Origin of the sequence: Sphingobium sp. CR28 (genome assembly GCF_052327305.1) — a bacterium.
In the GTDB taxonomy this organism is placed as follows: Bacteria; Pseudomonadota; Alphaproteobacteria; order Sphingomonadales; family Sphingomonadaceae; genus Sphingobium.
This window is the reverse complement of the sequence record NZ_CP182486.1, coordinates 2458639-2480585: the sequence shown is the minus strand read 5'-3', so window position 1 is coordinate 2480585 and position 21947 is coordinate 2458639. Positions and strand designations below refer to the sequence as shown.

Below are 21947 nucleotides of genomic sequence, written 5' to 3'. Positions count from 1 at the left end.
CTTTTTCGGGAGAATATCGTGGCACAGAGCTCCACCTATAATCCCGCCCTGTCGGGAAACCCCCAGTCCGCGACAGGGCGCGCCTATCCTAATGGCAACCCCGATCTGGACTATAACCGTCCCGGCGTCCGCAACACGGATAGCGCGGTTCCGCTGCACCGCAACAAAGCAGTCGTCCACGATTATGCCAGTGACGGCCCCGCGCCGGGCAATCTCGCGTTCCGGTGGACCTACGGATCGAACATCGCCGCGAAAAACCGCGATCCGCGCGTGCAGGTGGTGCAGTATAATGAGGATAGCTTCGTTCTGCGCCAGAATGTTTGCGTGCACTGGGAAGCGCCGTTCACTTATCTCCTGTTCGGGAACAAGGGCGCCCTCCTCATCGACAGTGGCGCCACGGCCAACGCGCGGCATTATCCCCTGCGGGAGACGGTGGACGCGATCATCACGCGCTGGGCTCAGGCGCGCGGGCGCAGCAAGGTTCCCCTCACCATTGCGCTGACATCCGGCGAAGACATGGCGCAGAATCAGGGGCTGGTGCAGTTCGCGGGACGCCCCGACACGGTGATCGTGCCGAAGCCCCTCGATGTGATGAAGCGCTTTTATGGTCTCGGGAGCAGTTGGCCCAGCGGCACCGGAAAAATCGATCTGGGCGACCGGGTGATCGAAGTCATCCCCACGCCCGGCACGCACAAGGACGGGGTCAGCTTTTACGACCCCTATTGCGACTTTCTCTTTACCGGTGACCTTCTGTTTCCGGGCAAGATCAACATCGGCAATGACCGGGATTTCATCGCCTCGCTGGAGCGGCTCAAGGGATTCGCGGCAAGCCGACCGGTCAAGTGGATCCTGGGCGGTCACATCGAGATGATGTTCGCTCCCGGCAAATATTATCCCCGCTTCTACACCTACAAACCCTACGAGCGGGTGCTCGAAATGGAGCCCGCACTGATCGACGAGGCGCTCAAATATGCCCGCGAGGTGCAAGGCAAGGACATGATGCTCATTCGCCCCGACTTCGTTCTGTTCAACGGGGTGAGCCCGGATCAGCGCACGCAGGTCTGGCCTGAGGGCGTGCCCAATATCAACCCGCCCCGCCCCTTCTGATCGTGAGGAGAGCTTCCGTGGATCGTCGCACTTTCCTTTCGTACAATGCAGCCGCCGCAGCGGTCCCGCTCTCGGGCATGGGCCTCGCGAGCGCGGCAAAGGCCGCCACCGCCGCGGTGCGCCCCGCGCCCGTCGACTTCAAGACCAACGTGCCCGCCGAGGGCAGTTTCCCCAAGAAGTGGATTTGCGGTTCGTCCTCCTGCATGGACAACACCGATCCGCCGGTTCAGGTGCACTGGTACGATCCGCACACGGCGATCCTGCGTCAGAACAAGGCTTACAGCTACGAAGCGCCGTTCGCGCCGCTCTATTTCGGCAATGATCGCGTGCTGTTGCTCGACGAGGGCTTCACTCAGCACCGCAACGACTGGGATCTGCGCGGCGTGGTCGATCAGTGCATTGACGAGTGGTGCGCCCGCAATGGTCGCGATCCGGCAAGCCTGGAGCTACTGGTGGCCTTCAGCCATCTCCATGCCGACCATTATGCGGCGGTCAACCAGTTCGCCGACCGCCCCAACACCCGCTATATGGGCCTCACGCATGAGGAGATGGTCGGCTTCTGGGGCATGACCAATTTCCCCGAGGAGCGGGTCACGCTGGACCTTGGCGGCCGCGACATCCTCATCTGGGGCTCGCCGGGCCATGTCGTGTCGGAGTTCGCCTATTACGACAGCTACACCCAGATCCTCTACACCGGCGATATGTTCTACCGGGGACGCTGCTACATCAGCTTCTGGCAGCCCTGGTTCGACAGCATGAAGCGCCTGATCGACTTCGTGGACACGCATCCGGTCAGCCATGTGATGGGCTGCCATGTCGAGATCAGCAAGGACGGTCAGGACTATGCCTATGGCATGACCTGGCAACCGGATGAGGCGCCGGTGGAAATGACCGTGCAGCAGCTGCGCGAAGCGTTCGAATACGCAAAGACCATCAAGGAGCCGGGCATCTACTTCACCGGCACGGTCTTCCTCTGCAACCAGACGCGGGGAACGACCACGATCGACAAGAACCCTTATCGTTACAGTTGAGGCACATGGGGTGCCGGGCAGGAGGACGCGCATGAAGAAGCTTGTTGGTTTGCCGCTGTTGATTGCCGTGCTGGGCGCGGCTTCACCAAATCCCTCTGCCCTGCGCGAGCAGGAGATCAGCGTGCCGGGGTTCGCCGATTTTCTCGCGATCGACGGGGACACCGTGTGGGCCACCAATTCCGGTCGGGTCGAGCAATGGTCCACGGCGGGCAAGAAGGCGTCCGTCGCCGTGCCCCGTCCCTGCGGCGCCATGACCGTCGCCTTCGGCTCGCTGTGGGTCGCCAACTGTAAGGATGGTGATGTCTATCGCATCGATCCGAAGACCTCGCAAATCCTCGCGAAAATCCCCGTCGGCCTCGGGCCTCGGGGCGAGCTGAATGTCGTCGCGGGCGCGGGCTCCATCTGGGCGCCGAGCGAGACGCAGGGTAAGGTCTCGCGCATCGACCCGGCGACCAACGCCGTCATCGCCACTGTCGAGGTCGCGCCCAGCACATCCTATCTCTCCTTCGGCTTCGGCGCATTGTGGGCGGCGAGCGGCAAGAACCAGACGCTTCAGCGTGTCGATCCCAAGACCAACGCAGTGACCAAGACGATCACCATCGGTAAGATGCCTGGCTTCCTCGTCGCGGGAGAAGGCGCGGTGTGGATTCAGGAGCAGGGCGACGGCACCCTCGCCCGCATCGACCCGGCAAAGGTAGAAGTGACCGGCCGCGTGAAGGTCGGCGCCAATCTGAAATTCGGCGACATCGATGCCGGCGGCGGCAAGATCTGGCTCCGCACCACCGACGACCAGACATTTGCGGTGATCGATCCCAAGAAGATGGAAGTCGTGCTACGTGCCGGCAAGGCGGCGGGCAGCGGCGCCCTGCGCTATACGCCAAAGGGCATCTGGACCAGCGCGCATGACGTGCACACCCTCTCCTGGTGGAGCGACAAACCCGCGAAGTAGGACTGGGCGCAGGTCCGCTCCTCTGTCGAGCGCCGCTTTCGCAAGATCGCGTTATGATCCGGTGGCTGAATGGTTGGGGGAGCGGACGGCCCCTTCCCTGTTCCGTTCGTGCTGAGTAGGCTTTGAATAGCCCCGCAGGCGCTTATCGAAGAGCCATATCGAAGCATCGGCCGCAGCCACGACCGCCCTTCGATAAGCTGCTTCGGCAAGCTCAGCAGCTACTCAGAACGAACGGAACTGGATAGGGTCAATGCCCGCAATGTGGTCGTTTCCGGTCAGGCGGCTTTCAGGCGAGGTCAAAACGCCATCCAATGTCTGGGAAGTCGGGGGAAGCGGACAATCAGCTGTCCCGGTCTCGGGACCTTACTGCGTCGATAAGGTCTTCGCTGACTGGTGAGATCAAAAACTCCCAGATCACGAGCCCGAAACCGATCACTGCGATTGAGATGGCCAGACGCATGGGCCAAACCCATGCGTGCTCTGGCACAGAAAGCAGCCAAAAAATTGCCGCTGTCACCAAAGGCACAAGCATCCAATGCGACACTTGATAACCAAACTCGTTAGCCCACGCCAATCCGTTTCGAGGTAATGCCCTCGAAGAAAGATAATTTCGGTATCTGTTTAGCAGTCGCAGCACCTCGCCATAATTCCACTTCCTTACGACGTCCGCAATATCGTCGTGTCCGGACAGTCCGCTTTTGTGCGCTAGTCCAGACAACCCTCAGCCACAGGCCGCCTTAGCCGCACGTCACTTCGCCCGAGCCGATCCCCAGCTTCCTGCACCGCGCCTTGCCTTTGACACGGACATTGCCGGAGCCGAGCAGGTTCACCGAGACCTCGCCATCCGACGCCAGCCAGGCATTGCCTGAGCCAATCAGCGACACATCGGCACGACCCACTTTCAACGTCTCGCCCTTGATGTCTCCTGATCCGGTGAGAGAGATGCCCGCCTGCTTCGCGGTTCCGCTCAAAGCGTAGCTTCCCGGCCCAATCGCCGAGATGTCGAGTGTGTCCACGGCAACGGAAGGCACGGATATGTCGCCCGAGCCGGTGATCGACAGCGCCACCTCTGCGCCGGTCAGGCGGTCGATCGCCATATCGCCGGAGCCAGTGAGCGAGGCGCCCGTCAGACGCGGAAGCGTGACATAGACCGTCGCCGACCCGCGCGGCTGGTTCGCTCCGTTCTTTCGGCTGATCTCCAGTGTATCGCCATCGACCTCTAAACGCAGCGTGTCCAGCACGGCCTTGTCGCCCTTGGCGCGAACCGAAAAATCGGGCCCGACCGAGACCTCGACATTATCCGGCCCCGTCGCATCGACCTTCGTGAAATCGCGCAATGCCGCGGTGCCGTCCGGCGCGAGGCCCCTGCCTTCATCACCCACGCCCCCAGCCTGAGACGATGTATTATCGCGCGAACAGGCGCTGAATGCGGGCGTCAGAATGAGGGCCGCGACAACGCTGATAGCGAGGCGCGAGCGATATCGAGCGGACATAAATCATCTCCCTTTGTGTATCACATACATAATACACCTAGAGATGCGAAGGCAAGAAAAAGGGGCGCCTCTCGACGCCCCTCTCATTTGTCCGCTTCGAAAGCGTTCAGCCTTCCACGCGCTCGCGCGCATATTTCGGCGCCGCCTCGTTGAGGATCTGCAGGATCTTCTTGAGGGCGGTGGGCTCGTCGACCTGCTCCATCGCGGCGAGTTCGCGCGCGAGCCGGCTGGATGCCGCCTCGAAGATCTGCCGCTCGGAATAGCTCTGCTCGGGCTGATCGTCGGCGCGGAAGAGGTCGCGCGTCACTTCGGCGATCGACACGAGGTCGCCCGAGTTGATCTTCGCTTCATATTCCTGCGCACGGCGCGACCACATGGTCCGCTTCACCTTGGGCTTGCCCTTGAGGGTGTCGAGCGCCTCGCCCAGCGTCTTGTCGCTGGAGAGCTTGCGCATACCGACGCTCTCGGCCTTGTTGGTGGGTACGCGGAGCGTCATGCGCTCCTTCTCGAACCGCAGGACGTAGAGTTCGAGGTCGATTCCGGCGATCTTCTGGCTTTGCAGCTCGATCACGCGGCCCACACCGTGCTTGGGATAGACGACATAATCGCCGACATCAAAGGACAGTGCTTTTGCAGCCATGTGCGAACCTTTCTTATCTGTGGAGTTTGGCTGAGGGGGATTGCAAGGGGTCTTGATTGAATCCATCAAGGCGTAGAAACGCCTCCCCTGCGACATGTCATGCGACTGGCTCCCGGGCGACTGAACGTCGCCGTCAACAGAACCCTGTTAACAGATTCGTCACAAAAAAGCCAGCCCGCCGTGCAGGCCCGGCCCGCTCGACCACCAAACGCAATTTTATTACGACCAGAAGCAGCTGGACACAGCTTAGCCGCCGGTGCCAGGCTCCGGCGAGAAATATTTCTCGAACTTGCCGTCTTCGCCCTTGTGCGCGTCGGCATCGGCAGGGGCTTCACCCTTGGTGGTGATGTTGGGCCATTCGGCGGAATACTGCGTGTTGAGCTCCAGCCACTGCTCCAGGCCGCTCTCCGTATCCGGAAGGATAGCCTCAGCCGGGCATTCCGGCTCGCACACACCGCAGTCGATGCACTCGTTAGGATTGATGACGAGCATATTCTCGCCTTCATAGAAACAGTCGACCGGACAGACTTCCACGCAATCCATATATTTGCAGCGGATGCAGGCGTCCGTCACCACATAGGTCATCGATTCATTCCTCGTCGTCGCGCGGTTCCCCGCCTCGCGGGAGCGCGATATGCGGCACCAGCGCCCCCGTCAACCGCCAGACTGGCTATCGGCATGGGTGTTTGCCCCTTCCCCCGGCCGGATATCCTCATAACAGAGCTGGGCTTCGCTCGCGGGGCCGCGCCGCACTGGCAGCGCCGCGACGCGGACGACGCGGACGTGCATGCCCTGCGGCACCGTGATGAGATCGCCCACCCGCACGGCTGCGTGCGCCCGCTCGACACGGCGCCCGTTGAGCCGGATCACGCCACGCTCGGCCAGTGCCTGTGCATTCGACCGGTTGGGGGCGAGTCGCACGAACCACAGGAACTTGTCGATCCGCAGGCTCGGGCCGGCGCCGATCTGCTGTGCCGGAGCCTGGGCCGGCAGCGCCCTATTCCTCACGTCCGAGCAAAGCCGCCAGCCCTGCCAGAGCCTTGCTTGTCGCCTGCCCGCTGCTCTTCGCCGCCGCGCCGTCGCTCCGGGGCGCGCGCTCTTCGGCCGGGCGACGGCGTGCACCATCACGCGGAGGGGCATTGCGCCGAGGCGGGCGACCGCCCTCGCGCGGAGCATTTTCCTCAGCACCTCCGTCACGCCTGGAGCGGCCTCGCGGCCCCGCCCCCTCGCGTTCCGGCCGGGGTCTCGGCTTGGGCCGTCCCTTGAACGCCCAGTTCACGGCTCCTTCGGCAGCGTCCGGAATGGCGCGGAAGCCGGACTGCCGCATCAGCTCCAGGAACGCGGACTCCGGCAGGCCAATCGAGACGATCATGGGATCGCTCGCCAGATAGGGCTGCGCCTTCGCAATGGCTTCATGCGCGGCGCGGGCCAGCCGCTCGGCGATATCGATGCGCAGATACACGTCGCCCAGACGCCGGAACCCGCCGATTCGGGCACCAATCTCGTCCGTCCACGCACCCTCGCCCTCGGCGGGCAGCATCACGGCGCCCGCTGGCGGCAGCGACACCGTGGGCTTGCCTCGCCGCAGCGAGAGCAGCGCCATGCGCCACAGCGCACCGCCCGGCTTGATGAGGCCGGGGTGAAAGAGATCGAGCACGCCGATCACCACGCCTGCCTTGCGCAGATGCGGCCGGTCGTCCTTGGCGATCAGCCCCAGCGACTCGTCGAGCGGACGCCGCGCCATGATGCCGCCCGCGTCGACGAGCTGCGCCAGCACTGCCCGCACGCTCGGCGGCGTCTCGGCTTCCCGCGCGGTCACATCCATGCGGGTGAGCGTGGGCACATGCCGTTCCAGCTGCGCGGTGATCCAGCGCGCCAGTCGCTCGCGCACCGCTTGCTGCGTCTCCTGCGGCAACGCCGCAAGGCCGCTGTCTAGGCCGATTTCCGGCACAAGCAACTGCTTGCCGGCCCGCAGGCTGGCAACAGGCATGTCCTCCCAGATGATGGCGGGCGTGTCTCCCGACGCAGCCGCGAGCGAGAAGGATTTGTCCTCCGCCGCGACCAGCTTTTCTGCCTTTTCCTTCAAATGCGTTCCCAGTCTCCGTTCGGCAGTGGCAATCAGCAGCCGCTTCTCGCCTGCCCGCGCTGCGGGGTCGGCGATGAAACGGAAACCGGAGAGCCGGCCGATATGATGGCCATCGACAGATACAGCGCCATTCCCCTCCACGTCCACAGGCAAGAGCGCATCGTCCTGATGGATCTTGCGCATCAGCACGACGGAGCGCTTGTCAACGAAGCGCTGGCGCAGCGCGCCGTGCAATGCGTCTGACAGACGCTCCTCCAGCGCTCGGGCGCGTTCCGCCATTTCCGCCGGGTGCCGCAGCCAGTCGGGCCGCTGTGACACATAGGCCCAGATGCGCGCGGCAGCGATGCGTCCGGCCAGCGCATCCACATCCCCCTGCACATTGTCCAGCCGGGCAAGCTGCCCCGCGAACCAGTCGTGCGGAATGAGGCCGTCGCCTTCCGAGAGATGCTGCCAGAGCCGATGGACGAGTCGGCCATGATGCTCGACCCCCAGCTTCTGGAAATCGGGCACGGAGCAAGCTGCCCACAGGCGCGAGACCTGCGCGGCACCGCGCGCCCGCGCAATCACGTCCGGCTGGCCGGAAAGATAGCGCAGCAGCGCGAGGTCGACGGCTTCGGGCGCAGCCGCCAGTTCCGGCCGGTCGGGTCGCTCGACGAGCGCCTCCACCAGCGAAGCGACGCTGTCCATCGGGAGATCAGATCGGCGCCAGTAGATTCGCTCGACCGGATCGAACCGGTGCGCCTCGATCCGCTCGATCTCCTCGGGCGTGAAGGCCGGCGGCGCATCGCTGGACGCGAGATCGCCAAATGTCCCGTCCCGCTGGTGGCGGCCGGCGCGGCCGGCGATCTGCGCCATCTCGGCAATTGTGAGCCGGCGAGTGCGCTGACCGTCGAACTTGCGGAGCGAGGCGAAGGCCACATGATCGAGATCGAGGTTGAGGCCCATGCCGATCGCATCGGTCGCGACCAGATAATCGACCTCGCCCGCCTCGAACATCGCGACCTGCGCGTTGCGCGCGGCCGGGCTCAGCGATCCCATGACGACTGCCGCCCCGCCCCGATGACGCCGCAGCAGCTCCGCGACCGCATAGACCTCCTCCACCGAGAAGGCGACGACGGCGGATCGGCGCGGCAGGCGGGAGAGCTTGCGGGAGCCCGCATAACTCAGCGTCGAGAAACGCGGCCGGGCGATGATCTCCGCATCCGGCAGCAGCGCGCTCACTGTGCGCGTCATGCTGGCGGAGCCAAGCAGCATCGTCTCCTCGCGGCCGCGCGCATGAAGCAACCGGTCGGTAAAGATGTGACCCCGCTCCCGGTCGGCGGCGAGTTGCACTTCGTCCACCGCCACAAAGGCGAAGTCACGAAGGCTGCCAATGCCCTCCACGGCCGCTCGCGGAGACCCGGCTCTGGAAACCGAACCCGAAACAGGCATTGCCTCCGCCGTTGCCAGCACATAGCGCGCGCCCGGCGGGACGATCCGCTCCTCACCGGTCACGAGCGCGACCTGCCCCGCTCCCTTGAGCGCGACGACCCGGTCATAAACCTCGCGCGCGAGCAACCGGAGCGGAAAGCCCATGAGCCCGCTCGAATGGCCGCACATTCGCTCGATCGCGAGGTGGGTCTTGCCCGTGTTTGTTGGCCCAAGCACGGCGACGAGCGCCGAACGGGCAAAGCTGGTCATGATGACACCTTAGGTGAGGGACATCCGGGGCGGACGCAAGGGCTTTGGCTAAACCGCGCTTTCGCGTCCCATGCCCGTGATCAGCCCGACCGCGCGCACGCACGGCTCGTCGCAGAGAAAGCGCGATAAGGACCGCGTTTATTTGACTTTAACCACCAGCCTTCACAAAAGTCGCGCAAAGCCGGCGCCGAAACCGGACGCGCGGCAAGCGGAGCGGACCTCGGGGGTCGACGTTTAACGTGTTTCAGAAGATAGAGTTCCAGCCCGGCTCGACCGGTGGCAGCGCGGCGCTCTGGCTGAATCGCGCCGCTGCGCTTCCCGTCGCGCGAACGGTTCGCCTTCGCGAATATGCCGAAAGCTGGGCGCAGGACGTCGATCTTGTCCCCGATCTTGGCCGGAACATCGGCTCGCGCACCTGGTGCCGTGGCCTTGCCACCTGCACCGCCCTTTGCGCCACGATGCTGCTCCTGTCGCCGGGCATCCAGCCCGTGCCGGCAGCGCCCGAGCCAGAGCTGACACGCGATCATTTCGATCAGTATCGGGCGCAGATGGTCAACGCCCTCGCGCTGGGCGGCGACAGCGGCTTCCGCATGGGGCCAACCGATGCCGTCTCACCTCTCGCTCAGACCCCGGAGCGCCCCCAGATCGAACTGGACGCCGCGCTCGGCACCGGGGGCAGCTTCGCGCGCACCCTCTCCCGCTCCGGCGTCAGCGATCGTGACGCGGAAGACGCCCTCGCTCTCATTGCCAGCGCGGTCGATCCGCGCAGCATCCCGGCGGGCACGCGCGTGCGCCTCGTCCTTGGCCGCCGCCCCAATCGCGATGTGCCTCGCCCGCTGGAGAAGCTCTCCGTCCGCGCCCGGCTCGAACTGGCGCTGGAGGTCACGCGGGAGAACGGAGCGCTTTCGCTTCGGCGCATCCCTATCGCCGTTGACGATACGCCGCTGCGCATCAGGGGCACAGTGGGGAGTGGCCTTTATCGCGCGGCACGTGCCGCAGGTGCCGACCCCGCGACCATCCAGGCCTATCTCAAGGTTCTCGCTACCCGCCTTGACATCGGCAGCGATGTGGGATCAAGCGACCGCTTCGACATCGTCGTCGCGCATCGGCGCGCCGCCACGGGTGAAAGCGAGACCGGACAGCTTCTCTTCGCGGGTCTTGAGCGGGCGCGCGGCAAGGCCATCACCATGCTCCGCTGGAAGCAGGACGGCCGCGAGCAATGGTTCGAGGCGTCGGGTGTCGGCGAGCGCCGCAATCTTCTCGCCCAGCCCGTGGCGGGCCGCGTTTCGTCCAATTACGGCAAGCGCTTCCATCCCATCCTTGGCTATGCGCGCATGCATGCCGGCATCGATATCGCGGCGGCATGGGGCACGCCCATTTATGCCGTGACGGACGGGCGCATCACCATGGCGGGCTGGCACGGCGGCCACGGCAAATATGTCCGTATCCAGCACGCGGGTAACATGGCCACGGGCTATGCGCATATGAGCCGGATCGCGGCAGCAGTGGGCGAGCGCGTCCGGCGCGGACAAGTCATTGGCTATGTCGGCTCGACCGGCCTCTCGACCGGCCCGCATCTCCATTATGAGCTCTACCGCAACGGCGCGACGGTGAACCCGTCTTCGATGAAGTTCACGCAGGCCGCGCAGCTTTCCGGCGCCGCACTCTCTGCGTTCCGTGCGCGGCTGGCCGAATTGAGACGCCTTCCCACAGGGGTGGCGGCGGCGAAGCCTGCGACGGAAACGGCACTCGGCCCGGAAGCCAGCAAAGCGAAGACGCTCGCAAGCGCGGCGCACTGATACACTTGGCTACCTGGTGGGCAACCAGCGGCTGGCTCAGAATGGAATCTTCAATTTAATCATTGCCCGGTCGCTCACTGCACCGTTTGCGAGGACGCTTTGCTCGACCTCCGCAGAGGCGCGGGCATTCCCGAACAAGCGGGTTTCCGCGCGGATCGGTGGCGGCTCTGCCGGGCTATTGTCGGTTTTCAGCCGATGATCTGTCCGGCGTCCCGTGACGATGATCGCGTCCGGGTCTCGCTGCTTCGCCTTGGACAGGTCGAACGTGACGCCGTCCAGCGAAGCTGCTCCCTGAGTGGCGGCAAGCTGGCATATCACCAAGACTATCATGGATCGCCCTTCGCATTTGCGATGATCAGATCACAAAGCACGCCGAAAAGCGAGACGTGATGGGGACAACGGCGAAGGGGTAAGCGCAGACGCCCGCTCTCGTCGTCATCCCGACTCCGAGCCGGGGGGACGATGAAGATATATGTCCCCAACCTAGCGCCGGCCCAACGACGAACCGCCTTTCCTCCGCGACGAAAGATCTTCGCCAGCACGCTTATCTTCCACATTCCCGACTTGCGTGCAGCGCAGCATATCTCTATCAACCCGAATGATATGTTGTAACGTTATAGGCGCCGCTTGATGACCCTTTCAGTCCGCACCACCCTCCTTGCTTCCGCCACCCTCCTTTTTGCCGCACCCCAAGGCGCCTTCGCGCAGCGCGGACCCGGCGATCCCGTTACCAACGGCGGTCAGGAGGAGATTGTTGTCACGGCGCTCATTCCCCGAAGCCACACGGACATATTAGGTGGAACCAGCGTACTCTCAGGCGAGGAGCTGACCCGGAGCATTCGCTCGAACATCGGTGACACGCTCGCGCAACAGCCCGGCGTCTCGTCCACCTCCTTCGGCCCCGGCGCCTCCCGCCCTATATTGCGCGGCTTCGCGGGTGATCGCATCCGCCTGTTGACGGACGGCATCGGCAGCTTCGATGCTTCGGCCACCTCAGTCGATCACGCCGTTGCGATCAATCCGCTGCTCGCCGAGCGCATCGAAGTGCTTCACGGCCCCGCCGCCCTGCTTTACGGCTCGTCGGCGGTAGGCGGTGTGGTCAACATCATCGATGGCCGCATCCCGAGCCGGCTACCAGAAGGCGGGTTCGATCTCGCGGCCAATGGCACGTTCGGGAGCGCAGCACGGGAACGTTCAGTTGCAGGCAAGACCGAGATTGCGCTCGGCGGCGGCTTCGTCTTCCATGCCGACGGCACCTATCTCAAGACACGCGACCTGCGCACCGGCGGCGCCATATTGGGCGCGACGCAGCGTGCCGAAGCGCGCGCCAGCGACGAGCAGGACATCCGCGATCTTGCCGATCTCTCCGGCCGGCTGCCCAACTCCGCCATGGAAAACTGGAACTATACCGGCGGGCTCACCTTCATTGCCGATAATGGAGGCTCGATCGGCTTTTCGGTCGGCAAGCTGCACTCCTCATACGGCGTGCCCATTCGCTACATCACCAGCGAAGATCATGAAGACGAGGGCGACGGCGCAAGCGAGGGCGAAGGCCACAGCCATGAGGGCGCCGAGGAAGTCGCCATCGTCATGAGCCAGACCCGCGCAGATCTGCGCGCGGTCGCTCCGGTGAACGGCGGCTTCCTCGATCAAATTCGCCTGCGTGCAGGTTGGGCGGATTACGAACATGCGGAAGTCTCCGCCGACGACCGCAGCGATGTGCATACCCGCTTTTTCGCGCAGGGGCTCGAAGCCCGGCTCGACCTCATCCAGACCCGGCGCGGCGCGTGGGACGGCGCAATCGGCGGCCAGTTGCTTCAGCGGTCGAGCCGTATCGAGGGCGAAGAGAAGTTCCTGCCGCGTACAGATAGCACCACTTACGGCCTGTTCACGCTCCAGTCGCTCGATCTGGGCGACGTACGGCTCGAGGCCGGCGGACGCTTCGAGCATAACGACATCGAAGCGGCGGCCGATGATGTCCTCGGTTCGCCGGACTACAAGCGCAGCTTCGATACCTTCTCGGGCTCTCTTGGCGCCAGCTATCGTCTCGCCACCAATTGGCGGGTGGGCCTCAATCTCTCCCGTTCGGAGCGCGCGCCGACCGCCGACGAGCTCTTCGCGCGCGGCAATCACGCCGGTACACAGGCGTTCGAGCTGGGCGATCCCACCTTCCGCGCCGAGCGCGGCTGGGGCGTCGAGGCGACCCTGCACGGGTCAGGTCCGGGCTATCATGTCAGCCTCACCGGCTTCTACAATCGCTTCAACAGCTTCATCTTCGATCGCATCGTGGACGATGCCGCATGTCAGGCAGCGAATGGCGGCGCTGAGCTGGAGTTCCCCTGCTTCCAGTTTTCGCAGGCGCCCGCGCGCTATCTCGGCTTCGAGGCGCAGGCCGACGCCCATGTCGCCTCGGTCGGCGGCGGCGAGATCCATATCGACGGAATGGTCGATTATGTGCGCGCGACCGTCACCGGATATGGCCCCGCACCGCGCATTCCTCCGCTGCGTGTTCTGGGCGGGTTGAGCTGGGAGGGGCAATCGCTCACGGCACGCGTCGAGGCGGAGCATGACTTCGCGCAGGATCGTGTCGCGGGGGTCGAGACCACCACGCCGTCCTTCACGCTGGTCAACGCGTCGCTGGCGTGGAAGCTGCCGGGCAGCACGCGCACGTCGCTGCTGCTCTCGGGCAATAATCTGTTCGATGTCGTCGCACGGCGGCACGCCAGCGTCCTCAAGGATTATGCGCCGCTTGCCGGTCGCGACATCCGTCTGACTCTGAGCGTGAAGATCTAGCCCTCGATTTCCCGTCTACAAACGAAAAGGGCGCGCTTCCGGTCGGGAAGCGCGCCCTTTTGATTATGGTCCGGCCTCACACCGGCGGACGGCTCAGGCCGCCCGTGTCGCCTGAACAGCCAGGTCACCGCTCCCGGTCTTGATCGCGCTGTCCGCCTGGCGCTCGACCAACGGATTAATGTGCCCATCGCGCAGATTATAGACCCAGCCGTGCAGCGTCAGTTCCTGACCGGCGGCGAAAGCGGCGCGCACCGTATCGGTGCGGGCCAGACGCTCCACCTGCTCGATCACGTTCAGCTCGACAGCACGGTCGATACGCGGATCGCCTTCACTGAGCGCATCGAGTTCATGGCGATGCTTGGCACAGACCTCTCGCGGGCTGGCCAGCCATTCGTGGATCGGACCGGCGGTGTCCTCGTCCAGCGCAGCCATGATGCCGCCGCAGCCATAATGGCCGCACACGATGATGTGGCTGACCTTGAGCACATCCACGGCGAACTGGACGACCGAGAGAAGGTTATTGTCTTTCTCGTTCACCAGATTGGCGATGTTCCGGTGCATGAAGATGCCGCCGGGATGCGTCATCGTCATTTGCTCCGGGCTCACCCGGCTGTCGGAGCAGCCGATCCAGAGAAAGTCCGGCTGCTGTCCATCGAGCTGGCGCGTAAAGAACTCGGGATTTTCGTCCCGCATCTCCTGCGACCAGGCCTTGTTGGAGAGAAGGAGTTGCTTGTACTGTCTCATACGTACTGAACCCTTGTGAGAGGTGCGTCGATCTTCGGTGCGGTGTTCTCCGCGATGTCACCGCGCAGGATCACCGAGATACCGCGATATTTCGCGCCCTTGATGAAGGAATTGATGATCTCGACATTGTCGAGGTCGACATAGTTGGTCGACGAGAGGTCGATCATCACGTTCATATTGTCAGGCACCCGGTCGAGCGTCTTCTGCAGCTCCGGCTTGTGCATGAAGTAGAGGTTGCGGCGGGCGCGGACGAGGCAGTCGTCACCGTCACAGGCAAACGTCACGGCCGGGCGCAGATTGCGGCCGATCACGAACACGAAGCCAACGACGAGACCGATCACGATACCGACGAGAAGGTCGGTCAGCAGGATGGCCAGCACCGTCACCACGAACGGCGCGAACTGGGTCCAGCCCTGCTGGTAGCGCTGCACGAACAGCGCCGGCTTGGCGAGCTTGTAACCGGTCTGGATCAGCACGGCGGCGAGAGCGGCAAGGGGGATGAGGTTCAGCGCTGTCGGGATGAACATCACGCTCAGCAGCAGCCATGCGCCATGATAGATCGCGGACATCTTTGTTTCCGCCTTGGCCTCGACGTTCGCCGAAGAGCGGACGATGACCGAGGTGACGGGCAGACCACCGATGAGACCGGAGACCATGTTGCCTCCGCCCTGGGCCATGAGCTCGCGGTTCTTGTCGGTCGTGCGCCGCTGCGGATCAAGTGCATCGACCGCTTTGACGCTGAGGAGCGACTCAAGGCTTGCGACAATCGCCAGCGTCAGCGCGACGGTCCACACAGTCGTATTGGAAATGGCAGTGAAGTCAGGGAAGCTGAACAGATTGAGGAAACCGGCAATGCCGTCGGAGACCGGCACCTGAACAAGATGGGTCGGCTTCAGCTGCAGGCCGGGGGAGAGCATGCCGAAGAGAATGTTGGCGACCACGCCGATAACGACGGCAACCAGCGGACCGGGAAGGTAGCGCAGCGGACCATCCTTGGGCTTGGCCTTTTCCCACCAAAACAGGAAGACGATGCTGACGAGCGCGATGATGATCGCACCCGGCTCCACGCTCGTCGCAATGGTGTTGGTGATGGCGCTGAATGTGTTGAAGCCGTCCGCCTGCAGGAACTCGAAGCTACCCTCATAGTCGCCATCATAGCCGATAGCGTGCGGAAGCTGCTTGAGGATGAGGATAAGGCCAATGGCCGCGAGCATCCCGGTGATGACCGAGGACGGCACGAATTCGCTCAGCACGCCGGATCGGCTGAAGCCGAGCGCCAGCTGCATCACGCCTGCGAGCACCACGGCGAGGAGAAACGCCTCATATGTGGGCAGGCTCTGGATCGCGCCGAGCACGATGACGGTAAGACCGGCGGCCGGGCCACTGACCGAGAGCGGCGACTTGGACAGCGTGCCGACGACGATGCCGCCGACAATACCGGCAATGATGCCCGAAAAGAGCGGCGCGCCCGAAGCGAGCGCGATACCCAGACAGAGCGGCAGCGCGACCAGTGCGACGACGATCGAGGCGGGGAGATCGGCCTTCCAGCGTGAAAGCAAGGAGGTCATTGTTTCAAGCATCCTAAGAGTTGAGGTACGCAAAAATTGAGTATTGCAGCGGCTTTGCGCAACGTCTCGCGCTTGCGGAGCAACAACATTTATCGAACCAGAAACAGTCTGTTGCGATCGTATCTGACGGGACGCCAACAAACCTTTCACTATGAAGGACTAAGCTACGCTCCGCGGATGTCGCGCATGTAGGGACAACGTGACAAATTATTGCCTGAAGAGAGTGCGGCGATTGCCCTTGAATGACAAAATATGTCGCGCCCAGCGGAGCGGCCCGGATTGGTTGACCTACACCCCTGCCCCGCTTACCTCCTGAGAAATGTTCAGCAACCGCCACTCCACATTCCGAACATGACCTCACCGACCATCATCATCGTCGAGGACGATCCCGCGCTCCGCATGCTGACCTCGCGTGCGCTTCAGGAAAATGGCTATCAGGTGCGCCCCACCTCGTCGGGCGCGGAAATGTGGGTCGCGCTCGAAGGTGGGCCGGTCGACCTCATTCTGCTCGATGTCATGCTTCCCGGCACCAACGGCATCGACCTGTGCCGCCAGATCCGGCGCAAGAGTGAAGTGCCGATCATCTTCATCAGCGCCAAGGGCAGCGAGGCCGATCGCGTGGTCGGTCTTGAGCTGGGCGCGGACGATTATCTCGCCAAGCCGTTTGGCACGCGGGAGCTCATCGCGCGGATCCGCGCCGTGCTCCGCCGCGTGGGTGCGGAGCGCCAGCCCAGCGACATGCGCGAAAGCGAAGCGCATTTCGATGGCTGGGCCGTGAACTTCCCCCGCCGCGAACTCCGCTCGCCGAGCGGCGCTGTGGTCGAGCTGACGGGCGCCGAGTTCGATCTGCTTGGCAGCTTCCTCAGCCATCCCCAGCGCGTCATTGCCCGCGAGCGCCTCATCGAGCTTTCGCGCACCCGCCTGGGCGACGCGTCGGACCGGAGCATTGACGTGCTTGTCAGCCGGCTGCGCCGCAAGCTCTCGACAAGCGCGAAACCTGCGCCGATCACGACTGTGCGCGGCATCGGCTATATGTTCAACGCGTCGGTGAGCCGCGCTTGAACCTTCAAATCCCCGGCCCTCTCGGTCTGGTCGGTCGGCTCTTCGCCATTCTGCTGATGGCGGTCGTCATCGAATTTGCGGTGGGCACGTTCGTTTACGAGCGGGCCAGCCACCTGTCCCTGCAGGACGACGAAGCCAAACGCCTTGCGGAGCATCTGGTCATTGCCCGAAGGCTGGTGAGCGAGAGGCCGCGCCCCGAGCGCGCCCATATGGCGTCCCTCCTGACCACGGACCGTTACGAGGTCGCCTGGTCGCCTGACCTTCCGCCCCCGCCGCCCCTTTCCCCGGATGCAGCGCGCCTGCGCGAGCAGGTTCTCAGCTGGGAGCCGACGCTGAGCGCCTCCCGGCTCAGCCTCCGCGTGATCTCGCTGGGCCGCCGCTCGGCCGTGGCGGGCGGTCTTCAGCTCGCGGATGAGAGCTGGCTCTATTTCAATATGCGGGATGTGACGAGCGGCTGGGCGATCACCGCGGGTCGCGTCAGCCTCACTCTCATTCCGGCGATCGCGCTGCTGGTTGCGGGCGGACTGCTCATCCGCCGGACCCTCAGCCCCTTGCGCCATCTTGCTAAGGCGACCGAACATGTCGGGCTGGGCGAGCCTGCCGAGTTTCAGGAAGAAGGCACGCAGGAGGTTCGCCACCTCATTCGCGCCTTCAACGAAATGCAGACGCGCATCAATCGCCTCATTACCGAGCGCACCGAAACGCTCGCCGCCGTGGGTCACGATCTGCGCACCCCGATCTCGCGTCTTCAGTTGCGGCTCGATCAGATCGCGGACGCCGACCAACGCGACGCCATGGAAGCCGATGTGGCGGAGATGGGCAGCATGGTCTCCTCCCTCCTTGCCTATCTCGGCGGCGAAGAAGACCCCGAGACGCCGGAGAATATCGACGTGGCCGTCATGGCCGCGACGCTGGTGGACGAGCAGATCGATCTGGGGCGCAATGCGCAATATGAGGGAGAAGAGCATCTCGAGTGGCGGCTGCGCCCCATTGCGATGCGCCGCGCCATTGGAAACCTCCTCGATAATGCGCTGCATTACGGGAAAAGGGCGCAACTGTGCGTGGAGCAGTTGAATGATAGCCTGGTCATCACGGTGAGCGATGACGGGCCGGGCATCCCGGAAGACCAACTCGAAGCCGTTCTCCGTCCTTTTGCGCGCCTGGACACCGCGCGGCAGCGCAACACAAAAGGCCTCGGATTGGGACTCGCTATCGTTCAGCGCTCCGTCGAGCGAGAGGGCGGTTCCCTTACGCTCGCCAACCGTGAAGGCGGCGGGCTTGAGGCTAGGATCACCGTCCCTCACCCTCCTGAAAAGGCCTGATTTTTCTGTTGCAATGCAGCGCAGAAATATTTAATTACAAAACAGCAATATAACAGAAAATAATCGGTTTTACCCATTGAGGCTCCGGTCTGACCCATCCCCCTGAAGGCGCGAGCGCCCGGAGAGGATGAGCAAACCGGACGCAGGAGGAATATTCGACCTATAATAAAGGGGAATATTCCATGAAGTATTACGTTGCGGCCGCTCTGGCGAGCCTCGCTCTTTCCACGCCGGCTTTCGCCCAGGATGAGCCCGCCGGCCCCTTTACCGTCTCTGGCAGCGTTGGACTTGTTTCTGACTACCGTTTTCGCGGTGTGTCACAGACCGACGAAGAAATGGCCATTCAGGGCGGCATCACCATCAGCCATGAGAGCGGCTTCTACGCTGGCACCTGGGGTTCGAACCTCGCTGGCTGGGGCACCTTCGGCGGTTCCAGCATGGAGCTCGATCTCTTCGGCGGCTACAAGGCTGATCTGGGCGGCGCGACTATCGATGTCGGTCTGACCTGGTACATGTATCCGGGCGGCTCGGACGTCACGGATTTCGCTGAGCCCTACATCAAGGTGAGCAGCACGGTCGGCCCGGTCGGCGTGCTTGGCGGTATCGCCTATGCGCCCAAGCAGCGGGCTCTTGGCCGCTGGTATGCCGGCTCCGCCGACTATGCCTCGGGCGTTCCGACGTTCCCGAACGACAAGGAAGACAATCTCTACATCTGGGGCGATCTGACCGCTGCCGTTCCTGAGACCCCGCTGACCTTCCGCGCGCATCTGGGCCACTCCAACGGCAATTCCGGCCTCGGCCCGAATGGCACGTCGGTTGCGCCCACGGGTAAGTATTGGGACTGGAACTTCGGTGCCGACTTTGCCGCCGGCCCGGTCGTTCTCGGCGTCACCTACACGGACACGAGCATTTCCACCTCTGACTCGGCCTATCTCTTCCCGAACTTCGCTTCGACGAAGGACGGATCGACGATCGCTGGCGGTCAGGTGGTCTTCTCGATCACTGCGGCCTTCTAAGTCGCTAATCGACGCCAAAAGGGGCGGGGCGCATCGCGCCTCGCCCTTTTTCATGAGCTGACGTCAGGCGGCGATGGTCGGCGTTAAGTGGCACACGGTGCGGTCACGCCCGCTGTTCTTGGCCTGGTAAAGCGCGCCGTCGGCATCCTTGAGCGCCTGCTGCGGATTGCTGCTGGTCGTGGCAACGCCGGCCGAAAACGTCACCCGGCCCAGCGGCTGATCCGTATCGCGGAGGCGGAATGTCTTTTCGCTAACCGCCACACGCGCTTTCTCGATCAGGTCGAACGCCTCCGTTTCGGACATCTCCGGGAACAGAGCGACGAATTCCTCGCCGCCGAACCGGGCGACGGGATAAGGCGTGAGCTCTGTCTGCAGAGTTTCCGCCACCGCCCTCAGTACTCGGTCGCCGACAGCATGGCCGAACCGGTCATTGATCGACTTGAAATGGTCGATATCGCAAAACGCGATGGCGATGCTGCCACAGCGTCCGAACGACTCCTGGATCTTGGCGTCCATGCTGCGACGATTGGGCAGATTGGTGAGCGCATCGCGCGAAGCGTCGTTGCGGGCCGTGTCCAGTTCGAGCCGCAGCTGCTCCGTCTCTTGCTGGGTTGCCGCGAGCTTGCGTTCGACTTCCGCAGTTCTCTCGCGCATCGCCGTGATGACGGCCGTGAGATCGAAGCCGGCCAAAATCTGCTCCATGCCTTCGGCCAGATCCTGGTTGAACGTCGTTGCTTGCGAAAGCGCGGCACTGGTGAGGTCGCTGAATGCGAGCGCTTGCCGGCGCAGCTGATCTTGCAACTGGTCCATATTGTGGGGGGAACCTGCGCCGGCGTCATCGGAAGTACTGTCGATCATGTCGTCGACTTCGCCCTGCGTCAGGCGGACACCGCCATCGGTGATGTCGTCCACCATTTTCCGCAGCAGGCCATTGCTGCCGGTAATGTACAGAAAGGCAAATGCGTAATTCGCCGGGCTGGGATCAAGCAGATGCTGGTCAAGAAACTGAATAACGGCCTGTGCGACTTCCCTGTTCGCCCTTTTCTTGCCCATCGATTCCCCCACGCTCAGGCAATCCTCAATATTTGAGTATCGCGCGCCCTAGAGCATCGAATTAACTATTTCAGCAATTTTCTGAATAGACGACGAGGCACTGCAATAGCCTGGAAATCGCGCCTTTGAGCGCAACCTGCCAGTGCTTTGCTTCGTCCATCCGGCTGAGCGCGGTTAAGCAAACCGGATGCCTTGCGGGGGCAGCCGAATGGGCGTCGCTCTACACCACCCGAACTTAAAGCCATCTGCTGCGTTTGGGCAAAGTTGCCAAGCGTAGGAGGATCTCATGAAGCGCTATGCCTATGGCTGGATCACCGCCCTTTTCTTTCTCGTTTCCATCGTCGGTCACTGGGTTTTCGGGTGGTACGCGTTTGCAGACGAGGCGCGTGAACATCATCAGCAAGTGCAGATCTCCGCCTATCTCGTGGAGATGGGCCGCGACACCTTCGAGAACTGGCAGTCGGAATTTCTTCAGCTTCTCTGGCAGGTTCTGGGCCTCGCCTATTTCCTCTACGTCGGCTCTCCTGCTTCGAAGGAAAATGACGACCGGCTCGAAGCCAAGGTCGACGAGCTTATTAAGATGGCCGGAGGTGATCGGGCGCAGACGCTGATCGACGAGATCGACAGGCTCTATTTGCGGGTCGGCGGACATGCCAAGCCTCACGCACATGGAGACCTCGGCCATGAATAGGCTCTTCACCACCATCGCCGGTAAGATTGCCGCTCTGGCGGGCAAGCCGTTCACCTTCGTTCTCGCACTGGCCTGCGTGATTGTCTGGGCCGTCACGGGGCCGATGTTTGGCTTCTCGGAGGTCTGGCAGCTCGTCATCAACACGCCACGACCATCGTGACCTTCCTCATGGTCTTCCTCGTCCAAAACACTCAGAACCGCGACGCATCGGCCATGCAGGCCAAGCTGGACGAGCTGCTGCGCTCAGTGGCGAAGGCGCGTGAGCAGTTTATCGGCATCGAGCACCTGACCGATGTGGAAATCGAGAAAATCCGGGCCGAGCTGGAGCGGAGAAGCGAGACCGGCCCCGGCAAGGGATCATCGCACGAGGCGGTCGGCCGGCTCCTCGCGCGGCGCTAGCTTGTTTCCATGCAGCGCCTGATCGACCGCCTACCGGATGATCTGGAGAGAAGCGTTCGCACGCTCCTCGAAAAGGCGTGCGCGCGGTCGCTCAGTATTGCCACTGCGGAGAGCTGCACCGGTGGAATGCTCGCCTGTTTGCTGACCGATGTGGAAGGTTTAAGCCACGCCTTCGAGCGCGGCTTCATCGTCTATAGCGATGACGCGAAGGCGGACATGCTTGGCATAGACCGGCAGTTGCTCCGCGCGGAAGGCGCCGTCAGCAAAGCGGTCGCGCTTGCGATGGCCAGCGGCGCGCTGGCCCACGGTAGCGCGGACGTCGTGCTCGCGGTAACCGGGTTTGCCGGTCCTGCTGGAGCCGATGACGAGCCAGGCCTTGTCCACTTTGCCTGCGCGCGCCGGGGCCGCAAACCTACGCATCGTGAAGAGCATTTCGGCGACATCGGTCGGAGCGCCGTGCGCGTGGAGGCAGTGCGCGTCGCGCTGGCCATGATGGACAAGGCGCTGGGCTGAG

The 21947-nt window shown here is 63.4% G+C and carries 19 protein-coding genes and 1 pseudogene; 11 read left to right on the top strand and 9 right to left on the bottom strand.

Annotation, left to right across the window (positions count from 1 at the left end; genetic code table 11):
* Positions 1–18 precede the first annotated feature (18 nt).
* Genes ACNAOH_RS11920 through ACNAOH_RS11910 form a run of 3 tightly spaced genes read left to right on the top strand, consistent with a single transcriptional unit; the run spans position 19 to position 3087 of the window.
* Positions 19–1107, top strand: a complete 1089-nt coding sequence (locus ACNAOH_RS11920; RefSeq protein ID WP_443970389.1) for an MBL fold metallo-hydrolase — start codon at positions 19–21, stop codon at positions 1105–1107.
* 17 nt (positions 1108–1124) lie between these two features.
* Positions 1125–2138 (top strand): MBL fold metallo-hydrolase, encoded by a 1014-nt coding sequence (locus ACNAOH_RS11915; RefSeq protein ID WP_443970388.1) that lies wholly within the window; start codon positions 1125–1127, stop codon positions 2136–2138.
* A gap of 31 nt (positions 2139–2169) precedes the next feature.
* Positions 2170–3087 carry a Vgb family protein gene (locus ACNAOH_RS11910; RefSeq protein ID WP_443970387.1) on the top strand — a complete coding sequence of 306 codons (918 nt, stop codon included), beginning with the start codon at positions 2170–2172 and terminating at the stop codon, positions 3085–3087.
* A gap of 737 nt (positions 3088–3824) precedes the next feature.
* Here the strand turns inward: ACNAOH_RS11910 and ACNAOH_RS11905 are convergent.
* From ACNAOH_RS11905 to ACNAOH_RS11885, 5 genes are all read right to left on the bottom strand, one after another.
* The gene (locus ACNAOH_RS11905) at positions 3825–4580 is read right to left on the bottom strand and encodes a head GIN domain-containing protein (RefSeq protein ID WP_443970386.1); all 756 of its coding nucleotides are present in this window, start codon (positions 4578–4580) and stop codon (positions 3825–3827) included.
* 106 nt (positions 4581–4686) lie between these two features.
* Positions 4687–5220, bottom strand: coding sequence for a CarD family transcriptional regulator (locus ACNAOH_RS11900; RefSeq protein WP_443970385.1), 534 nt, complete (start codon positions 5218–5220; stop codon positions 4687–4689).
* Between the two features lie 246 nt (positions 5221–5466).
* Complete coding sequence (fdxA, locus tag ACNAOH_RS11895) at positions 5467–5805, bottom strand: ferredoxin FdxA (RefSeq protein WP_443970384.1); 339 nt, start codon at positions 5803–5805, stop codon at positions 5467–5469.
* 69 nt (positions 5806–5874) lie between these two features.
* Positions 5875–6228, bottom strand: a complete 354-nt coding sequence (locus ACNAOH_RS11890) for an RNA-binding S4 domain-containing protein (protein WP_443970383.1) — start codon at positions 6226–6228, stop codon at positions 5875–5877.
* Positions 6218–8986, bottom strand: coding sequence for a helicase-related protein (locus ACNAOH_RS11885; RefSeq protein WP_443970382.1), 2769 nt, complete (start codon positions 8984–8986; stop codon positions 6218–6220). The genes ACNAOH_RS11890 and ACNAOH_RS11885 overlap by 11 nt, the downstream gene beginning before the upstream one ends.
* Before the next feature lie 239 nt (positions 8987–9225).
* Here ACNAOH_RS11885 and ACNAOH_RS11880 point away from each other — a divergent pair, with 239 nt between their 5' ends.
* A complete protein-coding gene (locus ACNAOH_RS11880; protein ID WP_443970381.1) occupies positions 9226–10785 on the top strand; it encodes a M23 family metallopeptidase in 1560 nt (519 codons plus the stop codon).
* A gap of 36 nt (positions 10786–10821) precedes the next feature.
* Here the strand turns inward: ACNAOH_RS11880 and ACNAOH_RS11875 are convergent, their stop codons facing one another.
* On the bottom strand, positions 10822–11115 hold the full coding sequence (locus ACNAOH_RS11875) for a hypothetical protein (protein ID WP_443970380.1): 294 nt from the start codon (positions 11113–11115) through the stop codon (positions 10822–10824).
* 300 nt (positions 11116–11415) lie between these two features.
* On the opposite strand from ACNAOH_RS11875, the gene ACNAOH_RS11870 reads away from it, so the two are divergent.
* Positions 11416–13578: a TonB-dependent receptor gene (locus tag ACNAOH_RS11870; protein ID WP_443970379.1), complete on the top strand. Its 2163-nt coding sequence runs from the start codon at positions 11416–11418 to the stop codon at positions 13576–13578.
* 93 nt (positions 13579–13671) lie between these two features.
* Here the strand turns inward: ACNAOH_RS11870 and ACNAOH_RS11865 are convergent, their stop codons facing one another.
* Positions 13672–14322, bottom strand: coding sequence for a carbonic anhydrase (locus ACNAOH_RS11865; protein WP_443970378.1), 651 nt, complete (start codon positions 14320–14322; stop codon positions 13672–13674).
* Positions 14319–15890: a SulP family inorganic anion transporter gene (locus tag ACNAOH_RS11860; protein ID WP_443970377.1), complete on the bottom strand. Its 1572-nt coding sequence runs from the start codon at positions 15888–15890 to the stop codon at positions 14319–14321. Before ACNAOH_RS11860 ends, ACNAOH_RS11865 begins: the two co-directional genes overlap by 4 nt.
* Before the next feature lie 351 nt (positions 15891–16241).
* On the opposite strand from ACNAOH_RS11860, the gene ACNAOH_RS11855 reads away from it, so the two are divergent.
* The 3 genes from ACNAOH_RS11855 (at position 16242) to ACNAOH_RS11845 (ending at position 19290) form a co-directional block, all read left to right on the top strand.
* Positions 16242–16952: a response regulator gene (locus ACNAOH_RS11855; RefSeq protein ID WP_443970376.1), complete on the top strand. Its 711-nt coding sequence runs from the start codon at positions 16242–16244 to the stop codon at positions 16950–16952.
* A 56-nt stretch (positions 16953–17008) separates the two neighbouring features.
* Positions 17009–18274, top strand: a complete 1266-nt coding sequence (locus ACNAOH_RS11850) for an ATP-binding protein (protein WP_443972126.1) — start codon at positions 17009–17011, stop codon at positions 18272–18274.
* Positions 18275–18456: 182 nt separating this feature from the next.
* Positions 18457–19290 carry a TorF family putative porin gene (locus ACNAOH_RS11845; protein WP_443970375.1) on the top strand — a complete coding sequence of 278 codons (834 nt, stop codon included), beginning with the start codon at positions 18457–18459 and terminating at the stop codon, positions 19288–19290.
* 63 nt (positions 19291–19353) lie between these two features.
* Here the strand turns inward: ACNAOH_RS11845 and ACNAOH_RS11840 are convergent, their stop codons facing one another.
* The gene (locus ACNAOH_RS11840) at positions 19354–20355 is read right to left on the bottom strand and encodes a GGDEF domain-containing protein (protein ID WP_443970374.1); all 1002 of its coding nucleotides are present in this window, start codon (positions 20353–20355) and stop codon (positions 19354–19356) included.
* A 274-nt stretch (positions 20356–20629) separates the two neighbouring features.
* On the opposite strand from ACNAOH_RS11840, the gene ACNAOH_RS11835 reads away from it, so the two are divergent.
* From ACNAOH_RS11835 to ACNAOH_RS11825, 3 genes and pseudogenes are all read left to right on the top strand, one after another.
* Positions 20630–21034, top strand: a complete 405-nt coding sequence (locus ACNAOH_RS11835) for a DUF6766 family protein (RefSeq protein WP_443970373.1) — start codon at positions 20630–20632, stop codon at positions 21032–21034.
* A pseudogene (locus ACNAOH_RS11830) lies at positions 21027–21433 on the top strand (low affinity iron permease family protein). Before ACNAOH_RS11835 ends, ACNAOH_RS11830 begins: the two are co-directional and overlap by 8 nt.
* Before the next feature lie 9 nt (positions 21434–21442).
* On the top strand, positions 21443–21946 hold the full coding sequence (locus tag ACNAOH_RS11825) for a CinA family protein (protein WP_443970372.1): 504 nt from the start codon (positions 21443–21445) through the stop codon (positions 21944–21946).
* Position 21947 lies beyond the last annotated feature (1 nt).

Excerpts from the sequence above, each read along its gene's own strand:
- ACNAOH_RS11845 (WP_443970375.1), top strand. The coding sequence starts at position 18,457 with ATGAAGTATTACGTTGCGGCCGCTCTGGCGAGCCTCGCTCTTTCCACG.
- ACNAOH_RS11870 (WP_443970379.1), top strand. The coding sequence starts at position 11,416 with ATGACCCTTTCAGTCCGCACCACCCTCCTTGCTTCCGCCACCCTCCTT.
- ACNAOH_RS11900 (WP_443970385.1), bottom strand. The coding sequence starts at position 5,220 with ATGGCTGCAAAAGCACTGTCCTTTGATGTCGGCGATTATGTCGTCTAT.
- ACNAOH_RS11865 (WP_443970378.1), bottom strand. The coding sequence starts at position 14,322 with ATGAGACAGTACAAGCAACTCCTTCTCTCCAACAAGGCCTGGTCGCAG.
- ACNAOH_RS11850 (WP_443972126.1), top strand. The coding sequence starts at position 17,009 with ATGGCGGTCGTCATCGAATTTGCGGTGGGCACGTTCGTTTACGAGCGG.
- ACNAOH_RS11825 (WP_443970372.1), top strand. The coding sequence starts at position 21,443 with ATGCAGCGCCTGATCGACCGCCTACCGGATGATCTGGAGAGAAGCGTT.
- ACNAOH_RS11875 (WP_443970380.1), bottom strand. The coding sequence starts at position 11,115 with ATGATAGTCTTGGTGATATGCCAGCTTGCCGCCACTCAGGGAGCAGCT.
- ACNAOH_RS11860 (WP_443970377.1), bottom strand. The coding sequence starts at position 15,890 with ATGACCTCCTTGCTTTCACGCTGGAAGGCCGATCTCCCCGCCTCGATC.
- ACNAOH_RS11910 (WP_443970387.1), top strand. The coding sequence starts at position 2,170 with ATGAAGAAGCTTGTTGGTTTGCCGCTGTTGATTGCCGTGCTGGGCGCG.
- ACNAOH_RS11855 (WP_443970376.1), top strand. The coding sequence starts at position 16,242 with ATGACCTCACCGACCATCATCATCGTCGAGGACGATCCCGCGCTCCGC.
- fdxA (WP_443970384.1), bottom strand. The coding sequence starts at position 5,805 with ATGACCTATGTGGTGACGGACGCCTGCATCCGCTGCAAATATATGGAT.
- ACNAOH_RS11885 (WP_443970382.1), bottom strand. The coding sequence starts at position 8,986 with ATGACCAGCTTTGCCCGTTCGGCGCTCGTCGCCGTGCTTGGGCCAACA.
- ACNAOH_RS11905 (WP_443970386.1), bottom strand. The coding sequence starts at position 4,580 with ATGTCCGCTCGATATCGCTCGCGCCTCGCTATCAGCGTTGTCGCGGCC.
- ACNAOH_RS11835 (WP_443970373.1), top strand. The coding sequence starts at position 20,630 with ATGAAGCGCTATGCCTATGGCTGGATCACCGCCCTTTTCTTTCTCGTT.